Origin of the sequence: Paenibacillus lautus NBRC 15380 (assembly GCF_004000945.1) — a bacterium.
GTDB classification, from domain to species: Bacteria; Bacillota; Bacilli; order Paenibacillales; family Paenibacillaceae; genus Paenibacillus_AQ; species Paenibacillus_AQ lautus.
In genome coordinates, this window is sequence record NZ_BIMF01000018.1 from 1 (window position 1) to 18733 (window position 18733).

The window sequence follows — 18733 nt, forward strand, 5'->3', positions numbered from 1 at the left end:
CAGGGCGCGCGCAAGGGAAGCGCGCCCACGCCGCCTCCCCCGCCGCCGCAGGCGCAGGGGGACGGCCAAGGCCGGCCCGAGGGAACCGGGCCGGCTCCGGAAGGAGGCTCCTCTATGGATCGCCTCCTCAAAGCCAAAAAACGCGGCACGCGCTGATGTGCCGCCTTACGCTTCGGCCTAAGCTGTCTAATGTGCAGCTAAGGCCGAAGCTTTTTTAATTGTCGAATGAAGTAACTTTTTCCATGCCGCCGATGTCCGAAAAATCGTTTAACGGATGTCGAATCCGGTTATAACCGGACTATTAAGGGAAATAATGCAAGGGGGATGTCGCTCTCCCTGACGGCTTTTACACAACTTTGACAATTACGTTATGGAAATGAAAGACGTGTGGTGATACAATAAGAGTCAAAATGATATTCTCAACATTCCTAACTGCTCTGATACCATATGGATTGGGGTTGGAGGGACGTAAGAAGCCTTCATTTTCGAAGCTTACTATGGAAAAGATTTGAGGAGGACGAATCATGACAACTGAACATAACCAAACGATCGACAACCTGTCCATCGCAACGATCCGGACATTGGCGATCGACGCGATCGAAAAAGCAAACTCCGGTCATCCGGGCATGCCGATGGGGTCTGCACCTATGGGCTACCAACTGTTCGCGAAGACGATGAACCATAACCCGGACCAGCCGGCGTGGATTAACCGCGACCGTTTTGTCTTGTCTGCAGGCCATGGCTCCATGCTGCTCTACAGTCTGCTTCACCTGAGCGGTTATGACTTGTCCATTGAGGATCTGAAGCAGTTCCGTCAATGGGGAAGCAAAACCCCGGGTCACCCGGAATTCGGCCACACGGCCGGCGTTGATGCAACGACAGGTCCGCTTGGACAAGGCGTGGCCATGGCTGTAGGTATGGCAATGGCTGAAGCTCATTTGGGCGCGACTTACAATAAAGAGAGCTTCAACGTGGTTGATCACTATACGTATGCGATTTGCGGCGACGGTGACATGATGGAGGGCGTGGCTTCCGAGGCAGCTTCCCTGGCAGGTCATTTGAAGCTTGGCAAATTGATCATGTTGTACGATTCCAACGATATCTCCCTTGACGGCGAGCTCAGCCTGGCATTCTCCGAGAACGTAGCGAAGCGCTTTGATGCTTATGGCTGGCAAGTGCTGCGCGTAGAAGACGGTAACGATTTGCCTGCGATCGAGAAAGCGATCGAGGAAGCGAAAGCCGATACGAACCGTCCGACGCTGATCGAAGTGAAGACCGTCATTGGTTACGGCAGCCCGAACAAACAAGGTAAAGGCGGCCATGGCGGTACGCACGGTTCTCCGCTTGGAGCTGATGAAGCGAAGCTGACCAAGGAATTCTATAACTGGGTATATGAAGAGGACTTCCATGTGCCTGATGAAGTGCGCGAGCATTTTGGCAAAGTGAAAGAACGCGGCATTGCAGCCTATCAAGCTTGGGTTGACCAATTTGCGAAATACAAAGAGGCTTACCCGGAACTGGCAGCGCAATTCGAGCGCGGCGAATCCGGTGAACTGGCTTCTGGTTGGGATAAAGACCTTCCGAAATACAGCGCGGATGACAAAGCGGTTTCCACTCGCGTGGCTTCCGGTAAAGCGCTGAACGGTTTGACTGCAGGCGTGCCGCAGCTGCTTGGCGGATCGGCTGACCTGGAAAGCTCCACGATGACTCACCTGAACGATCTGGCCTCTTTCACGGCGGACAGCTACGAAGGCCGCAACGTGTATTATGGTGTTCGTGAATTCGCAATGGCCGGCGCCATGAACGGTATCGCTCTCCATGGCGGACTGAAGATTTTCGGCGGCACGTTCTTCGTATTTACGGATTATCTGCGTCCGGCTGTACGTCTGGCCGCGATCATGAAGCTGCCGGTTACGTATGTGCTGACTCATGACAGCATCGCTGTCGGCGAAGACGGTCCTACGCATGAACCGATTGAACAATTGGCTTCCCTGCGCATCATTCCAGGCCTGACAGTGATCCGTCCTGCAGATGCCAACGAAACTTCCGCGGCATGGGCTTATGCGGTTGAGAACACAGATCGTCCGGTAGCATTGGTGCTGACTCGTCAGAATCTGCCAATCCTTGCAGGCACGGTGGATCATGCACGTGAAGGCATCAAACGCGGCGCTTATGTTGTTTCTGACGCGAAGGATGGCAACGTGCAGGCTCAAATCATTGCAACGGGTTCCGAGGTTCAGCTTGCCGTTAAAGCGCAAGCAGCATTGGCTGAAGAAGGAATCTCCGTACGCGTCATCAGCATGCCGAGCTGGGATCTGTTTGACAGCCAGGATCAGGCATACAAAGATTCCGTGCTGCTTCCTGACGTAAAAGCCCGTCTGGCTATTGAAATGGCTCATCCGTTCGGATGGGAGCGTTATGTCGGAGACAAAGGCGACATCCTGGGCATCAACACATTTGGCGCTTCGGCTCCTGGCGACCGCGTCATTGCTGAATACGGATTTACCGTTGAGAACGTGGTTAGCCGCGTAAAAGGCTTGCTGTAATCCAGGCGGATCTAACTCTATATTGATTTTCCGGCACCCGCATCATGCGGGTGCCGTCCATATATTAAGCCATAACGATGTTGGAGGAGGAGAGTTTGTCGATGTCACAATTTAAGAATGCTACCGTTACGAAAGCAGCCAACGTTTACTATGAGGGGAAGGTAACCAGCCGTACGGTGCTGCTGGAGAATGGCGAGAAGGTAACGCTCGGTATCATGCTTCCGGGAAGCTATGAATTCGGAACGGATGGCCCTGAGATTATGGAGATTTTGTCGGGCGATTTGCGTGTCCTGCTGCCCGGAGAGCAGGAGTGGTTAGAGATTCAAGGATCCGCTACCTTTAACGTTCCGGGCAATTCAAGCTTTAAGCTGGAAATCCGCACGGTTACGGATTATTGCTGCTCTTATCCAACCATGTAATAGATGAAATGCCGAATGTGACTTCGTGTCCGTAAATAAACAACAAAAAGGCTCAGAGCCGTTGGCTCTGAACCTTTACTGTCAATGCCGGATGTCAACGCATGCGGTTAACGGTGGTTGTTATAATGGACTCATTCCTCCGGAATCGTCACGATCTCGCCTTTGTAGCCTGGTGAGTGGTTATCAAGCTCTACGTACCCTTCGCCCCATTCCTTGCCGCGGTCGAGCAGTCGGTAGCTGGTGACGCCGGAAGGGTAGCGGAATACGAATTTGGCTACAGTCCAGTTCTTGACATCCGGCTGCTTACCGACCTCGGCTTGAATCGCAGGCAGGAAGAACAGGTTCTGGTTTGCAGCCGCTTTGGCGGAGTAGTCCAGCTTGCCTTGCCATTTCAAATATTTGACGCCACCCTGGATTTCGTAATATTCAGCGATGTCGTTATCGACCAGGAAGAAGCGATTGGATTTGCCTTTTGGAAAATAATAATCCACGCCCTGCATTTCCAGAGGGAGCATTTCCAGCTCAGGTTTCTGCAGTTGGGATGAATAAGGCAGCTTGGCTGCAGCATTCCGGGCGGTGGCCAGATCGGAACTCTTTAAATCAGCGAGCATAATGGCATCTGCCTTATTGATATAAGCTGTTTTTAAAGAGCCGTTCCAATAGACGCTGGCATCAAAGGCTTGGGCAACGGCCCTCAGGGGAATCAGGGTCTTGCCGTTATGCAGCAGCGGGGCTGCAGGGAGCGCCTTCTTAACGCCGTTCACTTCCATGCTGGTGTTTCCGGCCGCGAGAATCACCGTTCGGTTATCACCTTGAATGGTCACCTGCTTCTTGCTGTTGTCATACTTCATGACGTAGTTACCCAGAGGCTTGAGATCGGTAAGGGTAACAAAGGTGGTGCCCTGCTTGATCAGCACGTCACCGCTTGCGTTTACGTTGTTAATGGTAGCGGATGGTTTAACTGCTGCAGAAGCTGGTGAACCGGCTATTGCAGGAGACAGAACAGCGGTTAGTATGACAGCAGCTGCCATTGCTTTTAATCTTTTGGTCCATTTCATGTTGTAATTCCTCCCTTTGCATAGTAGACGGAAGTGAAATGCAAAAAGTTTCTTTCTGAGAGGAAAATGATGGAATGACCAAAAAAAATAGCTCCTTCCTCCTAGTCCGGATGAACCGTAAACCAGCAAGAAGGAGCCATTATAAGATATAGCACGGCTTGTTTGTTATTACTGCTGCTGTTCGCCGATCTTCTGACCGATCCAGGCTTCATAGCATTTCACGACAGCGGAAAGATCCTCTTCGCCGTAGCCTTCGCTCGCACCGGCTTGAAACAGGCTTTTGGCCAGATTCAGCATAGGGGAAGGCATTCCGATGCCATCCGTGAGTGAAGAGGCCAGCTTGAGGTCCTTGAGCATGAGCGCAAGCGAGAATTGGTTGCTGAAATCGCCCTCGATAATTTTGCGTCCCTTCAGTTCTGCCGCTTTGCTGCCGGCCGATCCCAGCTGCACAAGCTCCAGGAAGTTGTCAGCGGGAATGCCTGACTTCGCGGCGATGGCGAAGCCTTCGGCTAGCGCCAGATTGTTAATGCCCACAATGGTATTATGCGCAAGCTTCGCAACAGCGCCGCTTCCGTTAGGTCCCATGTGGATGACTTTTTTGCCCAGGGTGTCAAATACGTCCGCATGCGCTTCGATGACGGCGGCATCACCGCCAACCATGAAGACCAAGGTTCCATCAATCGCTGCAGGCTTGCTGCCGGTTACCGGGGCATCCAGGAAGGAAGCGCCGAGACCGGATACGGCGGAAGCAATTTCCTTGACAAGGCTCTCGGAGATCGTGCTGCAGTCAATGACGGTCATCCCGCTCGTCAGGGAGCCGAGCAGACCATTCTCGCCATAGAATACATCACGGATGGATTGGTCGTTGCTTACCATTGTAATGACAAGATCTTGTCCATCAGCCGCTTCACGAGGCGTCTCCGCAATGGAGGCTCCCTGTTCGGCGAGCGGACGGCACTTTTCGTGGGTGCGGTTATACACGGTCACATCGTAATCCTGCTTCAGCAGATTGGAGGCCATGGGAGCGCCCATGGTGCCCAGTCCGATAAACCCGATTTTTTTCATAGCTATATCACCTTCGATTATGGATTCCTGATCCACTCTATCTTAGCATGGGTTCCTGAAACGAAGCCAGCGTTTGTGAGGAATGGAAGCGGTAAGGAGATCCGCGCATGAAGAATAGATGACAGTTGGCCCGTGAAACTTGCGGTCTTTATTAAATTAAAGTATCCTATTTCTAAATTCACAGGAGGTTTAAGGCATGTCTAAAAAAATCAAGTTTGATTACAGTAAAGCACTGACTTTTGTCAATCAGCACGAAGTTGATTATTTCGCAGAGCCGATCCGCACAGCTCATGAACAGTTACATAACGGTACGGGAGCCGGCTCCGATTATCTGGGTTGGATCGACCTGCCGACGCAGTATGATAAAGAAGAATTCTCGCGCATCCAGAAAGCGGCTGCCAAAATTCAAAGCGATTCGGACGTTCTGATCGTTATCGGAATCGGAGGTTCTTACCTCGGGGCACGCGCTGCCATCGAAATGCTGTCGCATTCGTTCTATAATGAGCTGTCGAAGGACCAGCGCAAGACACCGGAAATCTACTTTGCGGGTAACAACATCAGCTCCACTTATGTGACTCACCTGCTTCAATTGATTGAAGGCAAAGACTTCTCCGTCAACGTCATCTCCAAATCCGGCACAACGACGGAGCCGGCTATCGCATTCCGTATTTTCCGTGCGGAACTGGAGAAGAAATACGGCAAGGAAGAAGCCCGCAAGCGCATTTACGCTACAACGGATCAAGAGAAGGGCGCCCTCAAGAAGCTGGCTACCGAGGAAGGCTACGAGTCCTTTATCATCCCTGACGATGTGGGCGGACGTTATTCCGTGCTGACTGCGGTCGGTCTGCTTCCGATTGCTACGGCAGGCATCAACATTGAAGAAATGATGCAGGGCGCGGCTGACGCATCCAAGGAATACAGCAGCCCGAACGTAGCCGAGAACGAGGCTTACCAATATGCGGCGGTTCGTAATGCGCTTTACCGTAAAGGCAAAGGCATCGAGATCCTCGTGAACTACGAGCCTTCCCTGCATTTTGTATCGGAATGGTGGAAGCAGCTATATGGCGAGAGCGAAGGCAAGGATTACAAGGGCATCTATCCGGCTTCCGTCGATTTCTCTACCGATCTGCACTCCATGGGTCAATTTATCCAGGAAGGCAGCCGCAACATCTTCGAAACGGTCATTCAGGTTGAGAACGTATCCGAACATATTACGATTGAATCGGATCCGGACGATCTGGACGGATTGAACTTCCTGACCGGGAAAACATTGGATTTTGTCAACAAAAAGGCCTTCCAAGGCACCATGCTGGCCCATACAGACGGACAAGTTCCGAATTTGATTGTGACAATTCCAGATTTCACTCCCTATTCGTTCGGATATCTGGTATACTTTTTCGAAAAGGCCTGCGGTATCAGCGGCTATCTGTTGGGTGTCAACCCGTTTGACCAACCGGGCGTAGAGGCGTACAAGAAAAATATGTTCGCATTGCTCGGCAAACCTGGGTATGAGAAAGAGAAGGCCGAATTGGAAGCTAGACTTTCCGAATAACCTGACACTTTCATTGGATTAGACGTAAGACGCTGAAGGAAGCAGTCCGCTGGCATATCGTTGCCGTGGACTGCTTTCTTGGCAATATAGAGGTGGTTGTAGTTTCATGCTGGATCGTTACAAAACGGTACGTCAGGCGGGCTCCAAAGAGATTGTCATCAAGAAATCGCGTTTCATCGGGCATGTGATGCCGGTTGAAACGGAAGAGGAAGCCGTCGCTTTTATTGAAGAGATCAAGAAAAAACATTGGAATGCTACGCATAATTGTTCCGCTTATATGATCGGCGAGCGGGATGAGATTCAGAAGCAATCGGATGACGGGGAGCCGAGCGGAACGGCGGGTAAGCCGATTCTCGAGGTGATCCGCAATCAGGGGCGGAAGAATGTAGCCATTGTGGTCACGCGTTATTTTGGCGGCATTATGCTGGGTGCGGGCGGATTGATCCGGGCGTACACCGACGGAGCCGTGGCTGCAATTGAGTCAGGCGAACCGATTACAAGGGTTCTGCATCGGGAGATTTTCGTGGAGCTGGATTATACCTGGCTGGGTAAGGTGGAGAACGAGCTTCGTAACCGGGGCGTTCGAATGGGAGAGACAAACTTTGCCGACACGGTAACCTTGACCTGCTTGCCGCTCGATGGTGATGCGGAGAGCTTTATGACTTGGATGGTGGATTTGACACAGGGGCAGTCCTTGATCACGGAGGGAGAGCGGCTTTATTTTATTGAAGGGGAATAAAATAATATGGCAAGAAGAGCTGTAGAACGCGAGTTGTCGAGAGAGCGGATACTGGAAGCAGCCAGGCATTTGTTCATAACCAAAGGATACAGGGCCATATCGATGCGAAGCATCGGGCAGCATCTGGGTTATAGCCACGGCTCCTTGTATTATCATTTTAAGGAAAAGGCGGAGCTTTTCTACGCCATTGTCATGAAGGACTTTAATGATCTAAATGATTTGCTGTTGGATGTCTCGGGAAAGCCTCCCTGTGACGGGGTATCGAAGCTGGAGCAGCTGATGCTGGAATTCGTTCGTTTCGGTCTGGATAATCCTTACCAGTACGAAATCATGTTCATGATTCGGGACGAAGAGCTGCTGTCCTACTGTCGCTCTGAGCAGGGACGCTGTTTTGAAATGTTTGCTATGCTGGTCCGTCAGTATTTGCTTGAGGAGAATTACAGTGAGGAAGAACGGCGAACCGTTCCGCTGACTTTGTTTTTGTCGCTGCATGGATTTATATCGTATTATATTCAGGACAGAATTGGTTTTGATGAGATTAAACCGGCCGCTCTTACCCATATCAAAGTGTTATGCCGGAGTCTGTACAGCAGGGTCTGATTTTTAAATGCTGCCAAGACGTGCAGCTTGATACTTCAATCCGTTACAACGACTTAGCGTTGAAACGTCAATCACCTAATGAATAAAACACAGACAGGTCCACACGCCCCCTAGCATGTGCCTGTCTGCTTTTTGTGTTGTTATACATACGCCGGCGTCAACATACATCTTATTTAAGGGATCATCCTTCCATGATCTTCACATGATATTGGCGCTGCCTTGGACCGTCGAATTCGCAGAAATAAATGCCCTGCCAACGTCCGAGAAGCAGGTGCCCGTTCTGAATGATAACGGTCTGGGAAGGGCCGCAGGTGATCGATTTGAGGTGGGAAGCGGTGTTGCCCTCCGCATGGCGATACTTGGGATGATTCCAAGGATAGACCTCATCGAGCGACATCAGGACGTCCCGCTTCACATCGGGATCCGCGTTCTCATTGATGGCAATCCCCGCCGTCGTATGCGGACAATAGATCAGGACCGTTCCTTGCTGGACCCCGCTTTGTTTTACGTAAGAGTGGATCTCCCTTGTAATATCCCTCATCTCATCGCGACCTTGCGTATCCAATTCACCGGTATACAGCATGTACCATACCTCCTCATTTTTTAAGAGATAAGAAAGTATAAACATCCGCGGCTTAGCATCCTTATCTCGCAAGAAAAACTTCCGCTAAAAGCGGTCTGTCTACTGAGAAAGTACGTCGACAGACGTTTTTCTTACCATTTCTATTATTTTACCCGATAAAGTGCAAAAGATGGATTGACGATGGGATTCAGCTTTTGGTAAAGTATGTGTAAAGAAAACCAAGTATACAAATAGGAAATATAAAGATGGTTTGTGAAAGTGTCGACCGGAATGCCATCCGGAGGCGGGAGGGATACGATATGACAACATGGATTCGTCATAAAGGTTGGACTTGGGGGTTTCGAAGTACCGTACTGCTTTATTTTCTTGCCTTGATCGTACTGCCGATCTTTGGGGTATATGTGCAATCATTCTCAGCAGGATGGAGTCATTTTACGGAGAGCATTATGGATCCGATCGCGTGGAAGGCTGTGCTGCTTACCATCAAGCTGGGCGTCATCTCTACTTTCATCAACGTGCTTATCGGAACGATGATTGCATGGGTGCTTATACGCTATAGGTTTCCGGGAAGGACGCTGCTGAACAGTCTGGTCGACCTGCCCTTTGCGCTGCCGACAGCCGTAGGCGGTCTGATGATATTGCTGCTGCTGGGACCCGGGAGCTTTCTCGGTGGTTTGGCAGAGAAATTGGGTTTTGAAATTGTGTTCCACCAGCCCGCGATTGTGATAGCGATGATGTTTGTCACGTTTCCGTTTGTTATCCGGGCGGTTCAGCCGCTGCTGGAGGAGCTTGACCCGCTGGAGGAAGAAGCGGCCTATACGATGGGGGCTTCCAGGACGAGAACCTTTTTTAAAGTTATCCTGCCGTCGATGCTGCCGGGGATTATCAGCGGAGGGATGCTGGCATTCTCAAGGGCGTTGGCCGAATTCGGGGCCGTTGTCTTGGTGGCTGGCAACATTCCGGGAAGAACGCTGATTGCATCGGTTTTTATTTTTGGTGAGGTCGAGAGCGATAATCCTGCTGGAGCAGCTGCGGTATCGATTCTGCTCCTTACCCTCTCTTTCATCATCCTCTGGGTGATCAATGCCGTTCAGCAGAGGGGGAGACGAGTTTGAGACGTCTGTGGATCGGGCTTACGTACGCCGTATTTATCATTCTGCTAATCATCCCCCTGTCTCGAATTGCGATCGGTGCGTTTGATAAAGGGCTGAGCGGGTTTGCCGAAGGTCTGTTCAGGCCGGAAGCCCTGCATGCCCTGATGATGACGGGTCTTATTGTGGTATTCGTTACGTTCTTTAATGCGTTATTTGGCATCATGATGGCGTTGTACCTGGTACGGGCGAATTGGCTCAGCCGAAAGATCAAAGGCATCCTGAACAGCATTGTCGATCTGCCCTACGCTGTATCGCCGGTTATCGGCGGTTTGATGATTGTACTGCTGCTCGGACCTGACAGCATCATCGGCGGTTTTTTTGAAGGGATCGGGTTTAAGGTGGTTTATGCTTTCCCGGGCATGGTGATCGCGACACTCTTCGTCACGTTTCCGCTCATGGTTCGCGAAGTCATGCCTGTCCTGCAGGAAATTGGAAATGATCAGGAACAAGCGGCAGCGACGCTAGGGGCTTACGAATGGACAACGTTCCGGAAAGTAACGTGGCCTTCCATCCGGTGGGCTGTCGTGTATGGCCTGGTGCTCACGGTAGCCCGTTCATTGGGCGAGTTTGGTGCCGTGCTGGTGGTGTCCGGTAATATCATGAACAAAACTCAGACGGCGACGACGCTGGTATATCAGGATGTGGAGAATTTTAACGTGGCTGCGGCGAATGGCGTCGCATTGGTATTGGCTGCCTTCTCGGTAGGACTTTTGCTGCTGATGGAATGGGCCAAAAAAAGAAAGGATGTGCATTGATATGCATGTGGAAGTTCGCGATCTGAACAAGCATTTCGGTACGTTTCATGCGGTCAAAGATGTCAGCTTTGAGATTGAGAAGGGACATCTGATCGGACTTCTGGGGCCCAGCGGAGGCGGTAAAACGTCCATCCTGCGCATGCTGGCCGGGCTTGAGAATCCGGACTCCGGGCAAATCTCCTTTCATGGCCAAGTAGTCAATGATCTGCCGCCGCAAGAGCGCGGGATCGGCTTTGTGTTCCAGAACTATGCCTTATTTAAACATATGACCGTGTTTGATAACATCGCTTTCGGTTTGAAGGTGAAGAAGACTCCCAAAGCCATCATCAAGGACCGGGTGATGGAGCTGGTGGAGCTGACCGGTTTAAAAGGTTTCGAGAGCCGCTATCCGCACCAGTTATCGGGCGGACAGCGTCAGCGTGTAGCCTTTGCCAGAGCGCTGGCGCCCGAACCGCAGCTGCTCTTATTGGATGAACCGTTTGCCGCCATCGATGCGAAGATCCGTCAGGAGCTGCGCTCCTGGCTTCGCGAGCTGATCGAGCGGGTCGGCATTACATCGATTTTTGTTACGCATGACCAGGATGAGGCGATTGAAGTCGCGGACGAAATTATGATTATTAATCAGGGGCGCGTTGAGCAGAAGGGGACGCCTTGGGATATTTACAAGGAGCCGAAGACGCCGTTTGTCGCTTCATTCATAGGGGAATCTACCGTGATTTCGAGCGCGGCTGAGCTGAAGGGATTTGAGGCAGCGGCTAACAAGAATGCGACGCGTGCGCTGATTCGCCCGGAATATATCGAGATTGGAAGCAAGCATGATTTCAGCGTGCTGTCTGCAACGGAGACGGGGATCGTTCGTCATCTGCATTTTCGCGGCAGCGAATGGCTGGTGGAGGTGGAGGTTAAGGGACATAAGCTGATCACCTACCGTTCACTGGAGAAGGAAACGCTGCAGCCGGGTCAAGAGGTCCGCGTCCTCGTTCACCGGGCTTATCTCTTTAATGAGGAGCACAGCTGGATCGAGGAGAATCGACTGAAGGTCGACCCGATGCCAATTATGATCTGATGGTTCAAAATATCCGAAGGGAAGTGGATTCATTCATGCGGATCTTGAATATGAAACGTACCTCATTCCTGCTGGTTGGCATGGCGCTTCTCTTCAGTTTTTTCATGGCAGGATGCGTCAGTGATCAGCCTGATAGCGAGGAAGTGACATCCCCAACCGGAGAGAGAACGATCGTTCTGGGCGCGTATAGCGTGGCCAGAGACGCCCTGTCCGAGATCATCCCTGCTTTTCAAGCGCAGTGGAAGGAACAGACGGGAGAAACCGTTCGGTTTCAGGAATCCTACGAGGCTTCCGGAACACAAGCTCGTGCCATCACGGGCGGATTCGAGGCCGACGTAACGCTGCTTGCCATGGAAGGGGATGTCGACAAACTGGTCAGGGAAGGGCTTGTGGACCCCGAATGGAAATCTCAGCCGTATAACGGCATGGTGACACGTTCGATTGTCGTTCTCGGCACGCGCGAGGGAAATCCGAAAGGGATACGGGATTTCGACGATCTGACCCGATCGGACGTCAAGGTGCTGTATCCGAATCCGAAGACCTCGGGCGGTGCGCAGTGGGATATTAACGCGATCTACGGCGCGGGGCTGAAACAATCGGAAGAGAACGGAAAGCGTGATCCTGCCGAAGCGAAAGCTTTCCTTGAAGCGGTTCACCGCAATGTGGAGTCGCTCGATAAAAGCGGGCGGGCTTCGATGGCGGCTTTTGAATACGGGGTCGGAGATGTAATCGTAACGTATGAGAATGAGCTGCTTGCCCGGATTGCCCAAGGCGTCCAGTATGATATCGTTGTGCCGCAGCATACGATGCTGATCGAGAACCCCGCTGCAGTCGTCAAACGTTTCGCTGAAAAACATGGCACGGAGGATGTATCGGCGGCTTTTGTGGAGTACTTGCGCACGCCGGAGGCGCAGAGCATATTCGTGAAATATGGGTTCCGTCCGGTTGAAGAATCGGTGTATGAACAGACGAAGGATCAGTTTTCCAACCCGCCGGGGCTATTCGATATCGAGTATCTGGGCGGATGGGATCAGGTGCGCGAGACGCTGTATTCCAAGCGAGGGGTTTGGTATCAGGTGCTGGCCGGGCTATGATACTTGATGGCAGACGGAGCGTTGGATGGACTCATGAGGGATAGTCGTGTGCTGAGTTCCGTTTCGTAAATGGCCCGTCGATCAAAAAAAGAGAAAGCGAGCCGTCCAGGATCTACTGGGCCGGCTCGCTTATTTGTACGTACAGAATATTAGCAATCGTCTGAATAATGCCTCATGCGCTGCAAGTATTCTGTGTATAGGGATTTTGCAGTACAATCTTGCTCTATACGCGTGCTTTCCGAGCTTCCCATTCTTCGCGCAGAATGCCCATGCGAATGGAATCGTAGTAGACGCCCTCGTAATATCTGCACTTCCGCATGCGGCCTTCGAGCTGCATGCCGACCTTCTCCGCGCAGCGCATCATTCTCGGATTGCCGGACCAGGTGGTGATGCCGACACGGGCGATGGTGAGATTTTGGAACAGGCATTCCACCCACAGCGAAAGGGCTTCCGTACCGTATCCGCCGCTCCAACGGCTCGGATCGTAAATCAGGATTCCGGCTTCCAGCCAGCGTGAGGCTTCATGCTCCCAATAGAACGTGACGATGCCAATCGTCTTTCCCTCCACTTCGATGAGCAGGTCATTCGGAAATTGATCGGCTTCGAAGTCGGCGTTCCACTGCGTTTCAAATATTTCGTAGGAAATCGGCTTGAGCGGGAAATAAGGAGCGTCGTATTTTTTCCATTCCGGATTTTTGGTGCCATAGATCAGATTATATAAAACCGGGGTATCCTCGGGTTTCCTGGATCTTAGCGTAACTTTGCTGCCTTCAAGGCGAATTTTTTGCATATGTAGAAATTCCTTTCGCTCTGTATTCTGTACATGCTTAAGTACGTTGCGGGTTCTCTACATTGTAACGGTGAAGAAGTTGATTGCCAACTAAATTTGGATAAATGATCCTTTATATGAAACATTAGGCGGTATCATTCCGTCAATAGCAGATAGACAAAGAATCTGACATTGAAGGGGGACAAGGTTATGCGAAAAAGAAAGGTACTCACAGGTCTATGCTTGCTTATGGGGCTTACCGCTTGCGCTCAGGGCGGTGAGATCCAGTCAGGGGAACCGCAAGCGATTGTGGATAAGCAGCCCAAAGTGAAGGAATTGTCGGCTGAGGAACGTAAAGAGGTGTTGAGCAAGATTGATACCGGCATGGTGGAAGCGCAGAATGATTTTGGCTTACGCTTGCATCAAGCGTTATCGAATAACCCGGAGTACGCGAACGGTAATCTGATTATTTCTCCATACAGCATTACGCAAGCTTTGGCACTGGCCTATAACGGGACAGCAGGCGGTACGGCCGCCGAGATGTCCGACGTACTTGGATGGAAGGGCATGAGTGTGGCCGATATCAACGACGGGAACCGCCAGCTGCGATCATTGCTGGAGAACGGAGGAGGCGTCGTGCTGAATGTGGCCAATTCCGTGTGGCACACGCAAGGCATTGAGATGAAGAAGACGTATTTGCAGGCCGTTAAGGATAGCTATCGTGCTGAAGTTAAGGAGGCCGACTTGATGCATGCCGATGCCATGGATGCCATAAACCAGTGGGTGAACGACAAGACGAGCGGCATGATCCCTTCGATATATGATAAGCCTCCGGGCGGCGTTGCGGTTCTGATCAATGCCATTTATTTTAACGGCGGGTGGATGGATGAATTTGATCCGGCGAATACCGTAGATGAAGAATTTACGCTTTCTGACGGCACCACTCAAAAAATTCCGATGATGAAGCGGGAAGGACGATACAGTTACAAAGAAGGGGAGTCCTGGCAGGCGATCCGCATTCCTTACGGAGATGGCCGCATGCATATGCTGGTCATCCTGCCGAAGGACTCCTCATCCATGGATGAGCTGCAGCAGCAGTTGTGGAAGGATGCGTCCGTCTGGAAAGGCGATTTCCCGCATGAGACCATCCAGCTTGGGCTGCCCAAATTCAAGGTAGAACAGACCTTTGAGCTCCCAGATGCGCTTCAAAGCCTGGGGATGATCCAGGCATTCGACAGCGATGCAGCTGATTTTAGCGCCATGGCAGCTGATGGAGAGAAATTTTGGATTGATAAGATAAAACATAAAACCGTAGTTGATGTCAGCGAAAAGGGCACGGAGGCCGCCGCGATTACAGCGGTCGGGATCGATACAACCGCAGCTGAGCCTACTGAGCCGATCGCCATGAATATCAACCGCCCTTTTTTCTTTGCTATTGAAGATCGGGATACCGGCACCTGGTTATTTATGGGGTCTGTTTTGAAACCTTAGCATATACTATACCAACATGCGCCTGCCATAATTTTCACCCAAAAATAGGCAACTTTGTTATAATGGTCGAATAAGACTAAAATGTATAACAAAGGGAGAATAGGATGTGCCTATGACCATACCGAAGCCGAATTTATTCATAGGTTCTTCCAGAGAGGCCATCAAGTATGCAAGGGCGATCCACGAACAGCTTAAACGGTCCGCCCAAGTGACGCCTTGGTACGGCGGAACGTTCGGGGCAAACATGTATACGATGGAAGCTTTGGAGAAGCAGCTGGCGTCCAGTGATTTTGGTGTGTTCGTCTTTTCTCCGGATGATGTCGCACTCATTCGAGGCAAACATGTATTTGTTACCCGCGACAACACGCTGTTCGAGATGGGGCTGTATTGGGGAAGGCTCGGGCGGCGAAGGGTGTACTGCATCATCCCGGATCAGGTAGAGGCAGACAGCAGCTCCGTTGAAGACGTTATTGTTAAGGATTACCATCTACTCTCCGACCTGCAAGGCTTAACGCTGCTCGAATACGAACTGCGAAGCGATGACGATTACAAATCAGCTGTTGATGTCGCTTGCGGGCATATTCTGAGCGCGATCGAAACCGAAGGATTCTACAACAACCCGAGCACCGTGATTGAGCAGAAGGATGCGGAGCTGAGGCGCAAGCAAAGTGTGCTGCATTTTTTCTGGGAATATAATCGAAACGTGCATGTGACGGATGAATCGGAAAAATATCATGCACTGAGTGAAGCTGTCCGAAACTCCTTGCTCCCGCCGGCTGCAGGGGATTTCAGGGTGACCGGCGCCGCCTTCTGGGGCCGAAGAGATGAAGGCATTGCCCAAATTGGGGGTAATGTAGGTAGAGGACGGTATTTCCCGTTCGATGGGAATAAGGAACATTCGCCAAGTAACCAGTCGATTTATGTGATGGATGTCTATCATAGTGGAAAATGGGCATTTTATCACGAAGAGGAAGTTGCACAGGTGTATGTGTTCTGCTATCCTTTAGGAGTAAATCATGTATTGTCCGTGCATTTTACGGGACATGAGATTCTTACGGATGAAGATCTCGCGGAGGTTGTAGAACAGAATCGTGAGCTGCTTCGTACCATCAGGCATTTAGTTGGAGGGGATTCGTCGTGAGCAGGAATGAGAAGAAGAGAACGTCAGGTCATCCGCAGGGGTCCGCCAATGGCAGCAGCTGGGTGGTTCGGGGACCCGTACCGATGATGAGTACGCTGAAATCCCGGAAGCGCTCGGTTAGACGCCCAAGCAAGAATAGTGTATATGTTGGTCCTTCCGTGGAAGGTGTAGATAAGAAGTACGTCAAGGTCATCAGCGGAGCTGTTGACGATAATAAACCCTCGTTTGCTTAATGAATTGCTATCATAGCCATATCAATCGTATGACAGAAATGACGAAAGACCGTTCGGGATGAGCCGGGCGGTCTTTGTTTTTTCTTTGTGCGCTTATACAATATAGGGACAAGGTTTGCATAACCAAGAACGAATCTATAAACACAAATGGGGGATGCCATGTGAGCGGGGATACATTAACTTTTTTGGGAACGGGAGATGCCATGGGCGTTCCACGGGTATATTGCGATTGCGAGGTATGCACGGAAGCCCGGAATACGGGAATCAATCGGCGTTTGCGCTCTTCCGTGATGGTGGAGTGCGGCGAAACGTCCTTCATGATCGACTGCGGCCCGGATTGGCGCTCTATGATTGAGGGGCTGGGAAAGCGGAAGATGAGCGATATGCTGATTACGCACGCCCATTTTGATCATATCGGCGGCCTTCCGGAATGGAGCGATGCTTGCAGATGGCAGAGGGAAAAAGGTCGGTTATACGCCCCTGCCGAGGTGCTGGAGCAGATTGTACGGCAGTATCCATGGCTTCCACGCCAGATGGAGATGACGGCTGTGGACGATGGGATGACGCTTGGCGGCTGGGAGATTTCCTGCTGGAAAGTAAACCATGGCCAGAACGGATATTCTTACGCATACCGGTTTCAGAAGGAGGGGTACACATGGGTATACAATTCAGATTCGATCAATCTAAGCCTTGAGGAAAAGGAGCCGCTGAAAGGTGTGGATCTCCTGGTACTTGGAACCAGCTTTGTTCACGAAACCGCCAAATTCGAGACACGCTCCGTCTATGACATGAAGGAAGCGGCAGAGCTGCTCTCCGAGGTGAAGCCTCGCCAAACGGTGTATACCCATATGTCTCATGACGTCGATGTTCGGAAGGAGCTGCCTCTTCCGGAGGGAGTCCGTGTGGCGAGGGCGGGGATGACAGTAAAGCTGAGTAAATGAAAAAAATAGTGAGTTTGTGTGACTAGGAGTGCAAAAATGTAGCGGAAGCGATTTCGCAGCCCAGTGGGATGCCTTACACAGGTTTGAAGGCGCCGCTCTCTTACACAGACCTGGCCATGCCGTATCGATCAGGGTACAGCAGCTTGAAGCCGACATGCTGGTACAGCTTGATTCCGGGCACGTCCGTGATGACGGTGACCTCGGCTCCGCTTGGTGCTATTTTTTTCAGGCGAGCCAGCAGTTCGGACACGATCGTATCTTCAAGCCCTTGATCCCGATAGGATACCGCGGTCATAATATCTACCAGTTGAAAATAGAAAGCGCCGTCGCCAATCACCCTTCCCATCCCGATCAGCCGGTCATTGCTGTCTCGGGCCAGAAGGGACAGCAAGCTGCGGTTTAGCGCCGTCTCTATGGCCGAAATCTCAACCTCAGGCAGTCCTGCATCTAATCTTAGGTCCATGTATTCTTTACTCTGTGGAAATTCTTCGGTTATGTGCATATTCATCATAGTCAGCCTCCCGCTGTTAAGAAATGAGTTCCACTTGCCTCTACACCACTCAATATACAACATTGATGCAAGTGAGAAGATGCCTTGTAGCAAATTCAACCAAGTCGAGGATGTTATCCCGTAGACCTTCTCAAAGCACTTTAATGTTTTAATTTAAGGTTTGCCAATGGCTTGCGATTCTGGTAAAGTAGGTTCTCAATCGTGATTGGGGAGGGAACCGGCGTGCATTACTACAAGCCGAAAGATATCGCCAAAGAGCTGCAAATCAGCACGAGTGCTTTAAGGCATTATGAATCTTGGGGAGTGGTACCTCCTCCTGACCGGAACGAGAAGGGATACCGTCTATACACGAAGATGCATCTGGCCTACTTCCGTTGTCTCCGCGCCATGTTTCCCGGGTTCGGTTATGCGGTTACTTATGATGTGATTCGACACATTCAGAAGAGGGAGATGGATGAAGCCCTCTGGATCGTGAATGGGGAACAGGTCAAATTGCAGCAGGAGAAGACCATTGCAGACGAAACGCTTGCCCTGCTTGAGAATCCGGAGCTTAACATCATCAAGGACAAAAAGCTCAAAGCCCATATGACGATCGGAGAAGTCGCCGAACTGACCAACGTGGAGTCGTCCGCCATCCGTCATTGGGAGAAGGAAGGATTGATCACCCCGGATCGAAACCCCGAGAATGGATATCGGCTGTACACCCCGTCGCAAGTCAGACAGATTTTGCTGATTCGCTCGCTAAGGCGCACCGTGTATTACTTGGAAAGCATCAAGGAGATTATTCAGGCCGTGGAGCATCAAAGCATTGAGCAGGCCCAAAAAATGGTTCGCGAAGCGTTATCCGTCATTCATCAACGGAATCTGCAGCAATTTAACGGCATCCATAAATTGATGGAGCTGTGCATGGAGGTAGGCCTGCTGGAGTTCGACGATACGGCACTTCTGAAGCCGATTCTAACATTTAACCCGGATCGGGAATAATGGATAGGCCGAGGGCGGCTTTGCGCTGCCCA

The 18733-nt window shown here is 51.2% G+C and carries 19 protein-coding genes; 14 read left to right on the forward strand and 5 right to left on the reverse strand.

Features of this window, described 5'->3' with window-relative positions; genetic code table 11:
• The first annotated feature begins 524 nt into the window (after positions 1-524).
• Both tkt and ppnP read left to right on the forward strand, forming a co-directional pair.
• The gene (gene tkt, locus PLA01S_RS24500; RefSeq protein WP_127594430.1) at positions 525-2546 is read left to right on the forward strand and encodes a transketolase; all 2022 of its coding nucleotides are present in this window, start codon (positions 525-527) and stop codon (positions 2544-2546) included.
• Between the two features lie 101 nt (positions 2547-2647).
• Positions 2648-2965: a pyrimidine/purine nucleoside phosphorylase gene (gene ppnP / locus PLA01S_RS24505; RefSeq protein ID WP_006212330.1), complete on the forward strand. Its 318-nt coding sequence runs from the start codon at positions 2648-2650 to the stop codon at positions 2963-2965.
• A gap of 131 nt (positions 2966-3096) precedes the next feature.
• Here the strand turns inward: ppnP and PLA01S_RS24510 are convergent, their stop codons facing one another.
• The gene (locus tag PLA01S_RS24510) at positions 3097-4023 is read right to left on the reverse strand and encodes a copper amine oxidase N-terminal domain-containing protein (RefSeq protein ID WP_127594431.1); all 927 of its coding nucleotides are present in this window, start codon (positions 4021-4023) and stop codon (positions 3097-3099) included.
• A 168-nt stretch (positions 4024-4191) separates the two neighbouring features.
• The gene (locus PLA01S_RS24515; protein WP_127594432.1) at positions 4192-5088 is read right to left on the reverse strand and encodes an NAD(P)-dependent oxidoreductase; all 897 of its coding nucleotides are present in this window, start codon (positions 5086-5088) and stop codon (positions 4192-4194) included.
• A 196-nt stretch (positions 5089-5284) separates the two neighbouring features.
• Between PLA01S_RS24515 and PLA01S_RS24520 the strand changes: the two genes are divergently transcribed.
• The 3 genes from PLA01S_RS24520 (at position 5285) to PLA01S_RS24530 (ending at position 7979) form a co-directional block, all read left to right on the forward strand.
• A complete protein-coding gene (locus PLA01S_RS24520; RefSeq protein ID WP_006212326.1) occupies positions 5285-6640 on the forward strand; it encodes a glucose-6-phosphate isomerase in 1356 nt (451 codons plus the stop codon).
• A gap of 106 nt (positions 6641-6746) precedes the next feature.
• A complete protein-coding gene (locus tag PLA01S_RS24525; RefSeq protein ID WP_100539030.1) occupies positions 6747-7379 on the forward strand; it encodes a YigZ family protein in 633 nt (210 codons plus the stop codon).
• 6 nt (positions 7380-7385) lie between these two features.
• A complete protein-coding gene (locus PLA01S_RS24530) occupies positions 7386-7979 on the forward strand; it encodes a TetR/AcrR family transcriptional regulator (RefSeq protein WP_100539029.1) in 594 nt (197 codons plus the stop codon).
• Positions 7980-8160: 181 nt separating this feature from the next.
• Here the strand turns inward: PLA01S_RS24530 and PLA01S_RS24535 are convergent, their stop codons facing one another.
• Positions 8161-8562, reverse strand: coding sequence for a secondary thiamine-phosphate synthase enzyme YjbQ (locus tag PLA01S_RS24535; protein WP_071222616.1), 402 nt, complete (start codon positions 8560-8562; stop codon positions 8161-8163).
• 299 nt (positions 8563-8861) lie between these two features.
• On the opposite strand from PLA01S_RS24535, the gene cysT reads away from it, so the two are divergent.
• From cysT to PLA01S_RS24555, 4 genes are read left to right on the forward strand one after another with little or no spacing between them, the layout of a single operon-like run.
• Positions 8862-9677 (forward strand): sulfate ABC transporter permease subunit CysT, encoded by an 816-nt coding sequence (gene cysT, locus PLA01S_RS24540; protein ID WP_127594433.1) that lies wholly within the window; start codon positions 8862-8864, stop codon positions 9675-9677.
• Positions 9674-10471, forward strand: a complete 798-nt coding sequence (locus PLA01S_RS24545; protein WP_071222618.1) for a sulfate ABC transporter permease subunit — start codon at positions 9674-9676, stop codon at positions 10469-10471. Before cysT ends, PLA01S_RS24545 begins: the two co-directional genes overlap by 4 nt.
• Before the next feature lies 1 nt (position 10472).
• Positions 10473-11537, forward strand: coding sequence for a sulfate/molybdate ABC transporter ATP-binding protein (locus PLA01S_RS24550; RefSeq protein ID WP_127594434.1), 1065 nt, complete (start codon positions 10473-10475; stop codon positions 11535-11537).
• A 35-nt stretch (positions 11538-11572) separates the two neighbouring features.
• Positions 11573-12631 (forward strand): sulfate ABC transporter substrate-binding protein, encoded by a 1059-nt coding sequence (locus PLA01S_RS24555; RefSeq protein ID WP_127594435.1) that lies wholly within the window; start codon positions 11573-11575, stop codon positions 12629-12631.
• Between the two features lie 223 nt (positions 12632-12854).
• Here the strand turns inward: PLA01S_RS24555 and PLA01S_RS24560 are convergent, their stop codons facing one another.
• The gene (locus PLA01S_RS24560) at positions 12855-13421 is read right to left on the reverse strand and encodes a GNAT family N-acetyltransferase (RefSeq protein ID WP_127594436.1); all 567 of its coding nucleotides are present in this window, start codon (positions 13419-13421) and stop codon (positions 12855-12857) included.
• A gap of 189 nt (positions 13422-13610) precedes the next feature.
• On the opposite strand from PLA01S_RS24560, the gene PLA01S_RS24565 reads away from it, so the two are divergent.
• The 4 genes from PLA01S_RS24565 (at position 13611) to PLA01S_RS24580 (ending at position 17206) form a co-directional block, all read left to right on the forward strand.
• The gene (locus PLA01S_RS24565; protein WP_127594437.1) at positions 13611-14891 is read left to right on the forward strand and encodes a serpin family protein; all 1281 of its coding nucleotides are present in this window, start codon (positions 13611-13613) and stop codon (positions 14889-14891) included.
• A gap of 112 nt (positions 14892-15003) precedes the next feature.
• Positions 15004-16032: a TIR domain-containing protein gene (locus PLA01S_RS24570; protein WP_127594510.1), complete on the forward strand. Its 1029-nt coding sequence runs from the start codon at positions 15004-15006 to the stop codon at positions 16030-16032.
• Complete coding sequence (locus PLA01S_RS24575) at positions 16029-16265, forward strand: hypothetical protein (protein ID WP_071222624.1); 237 nt, start codon at positions 16029-16031, stop codon at positions 16263-16265. The genes PLA01S_RS24570 and PLA01S_RS24575 overlap by 4 nt, the downstream gene beginning before the upstream one ends.
• A gap of 161 nt (positions 16266-16426) precedes the next feature.
• Positions 16427-17206, forward strand: coding sequence for an MBL fold metallo-hydrolase (locus PLA01S_RS24580; protein WP_127594438.1), 780 nt, complete (start codon positions 16427-16429; stop codon positions 17204-17206).
• Positions 17207-17306: 100 nt separating this feature from the next.
• Here the strand turns inward: PLA01S_RS24580 and PLA01S_RS24585 are convergent, their stop codons facing one another.
• On the reverse strand, positions 17307-17714 hold the full coding sequence (locus tag PLA01S_RS24585) for a GNAT family N-acetyltransferase (RefSeq protein WP_246059808.1): 408 nt from the start codon (positions 17712-17714) through the stop codon (positions 17307-17309).
• Positions 17715-17939: 225 nt separating this feature from the next.
• Here PLA01S_RS24585 and PLA01S_RS24590 point away from each other — a divergent pair, with 225 nt between their 5' ends.
• Complete coding sequence (locus tag PLA01S_RS24590) at positions 17940-18701, forward strand: TioE family transcriptional regulator (protein WP_127594440.1); 762 nt, start codon at positions 17940-17942, stop codon at positions 18699-18701.
• Positions 18702-18733: the final 32 nt, after the last annotated feature.

What these genes read in the sequence shown, in the direction of transcription:
- PLA01S_RS24535 (WP_071222616.1), bottom strand. Translation starts at nt 8,562, where the DNA reads ATGCTGTATACCGGTGAATTGGATACGCAAGGTCGCGATGAGATGAGG.
- PLA01S_RS24570 (WP_127594510.1), top strand. Translation starts at nt 15,004, where the DNA reads ATGACCATACCGAAGCCGAATTTATTCATAGGTTCTTCCAGAGAGGCC.
- PLA01S_RS24510 (WP_127594431.1), bottom strand. Translation starts at nt 4,023, where the DNA reads ATGAAATGGACCAAAAGATTAAAAGCAATGGCAGCTGCTGTCATACTA.
- PLA01S_RS24515 (WP_127594432.1), bottom strand. Translation starts at nt 5,088, where the DNA reads ATGAAAAAAATCGGGTTTATCGGACTGGGCACCATGGGCGCTCCCATG.
- PLA01S_RS24565 (WP_127594437.1), top strand. Translation starts at nt 13,611, where the DNA reads ATGCGAAAAAGAAAGGTACTCACAGGTCTATGCTTGCTTATGGGGCTT.
- PLA01S_RS24560 (WP_127594436.1), bottom strand. Translation starts at nt 13,421, where the DNA reads ATGCAAAAAATTCGCCTTGAAGGCAGCAAAGTTACGCTAAGATCCAGG.
- PLA01S_RS24585 (WP_246059808.1), bottom strand. Translation starts at nt 17,714, where the DNA reads ATGAATATGCACATAACCGAAGAATTTCCACAGAGTAAAGAATACATG.
- PLA01S_RS24525 (WP_100539030.1), top strand. Translation starts at nt 6,747, where the DNA reads ATGCTGGATCGTTACAAAACGGTACGTCAGGCGGGCTCCAAAGAGATT.
- cysT (WP_127594433.1), top strand. Translation starts at nt 8,862, where the DNA reads ATGACAACATGGATTCGTCATAAAGGTTGGACTTGGGGGTTTCGAAGT.
- ppnP (WP_006212330.1), top strand. Translation starts at nt 2,648, where the DNA reads ATGTCACAATTTAAGAATGCTACCGTTACGAAAGCAGCCAACGTTTAC.
- tkt (WP_127594430.1), top strand. Translation starts at nt 525, where the DNA reads ATGACAACTGAACATAACCAAACGATCGACAACCTGTCCATCGCAACG.
- PLA01S_RS24555 (WP_127594435.1), top strand. Translation starts at nt 11,573, where the DNA reads ATGCGGATCTTGAATATGAAACGTACCTCATTCCTGCTGGTTGGCATG.
- PLA01S_RS24550 (WP_127594434.1), top strand. Translation starts at nt 10,473, where the DNA reads ATGCATGTGGAAGTTCGCGATCTGAACAAGCATTTCGGTACGTTTCAT.
- PLA01S_RS24520 (WP_006212326.1), top strand. Translation starts at nt 5,285, where the DNA reads ATGTCTAAAAAAATCAAGTTTGATTACAGTAAAGCACTGACTTTTGTC.
- PLA01S_RS24530 (WP_100539029.1), top strand. Translation starts at nt 7,386, where the DNA reads ATGGCAAGAAGAGCTGTAGAACGCGAGTTGTCGAGAGAGCGGATACTG.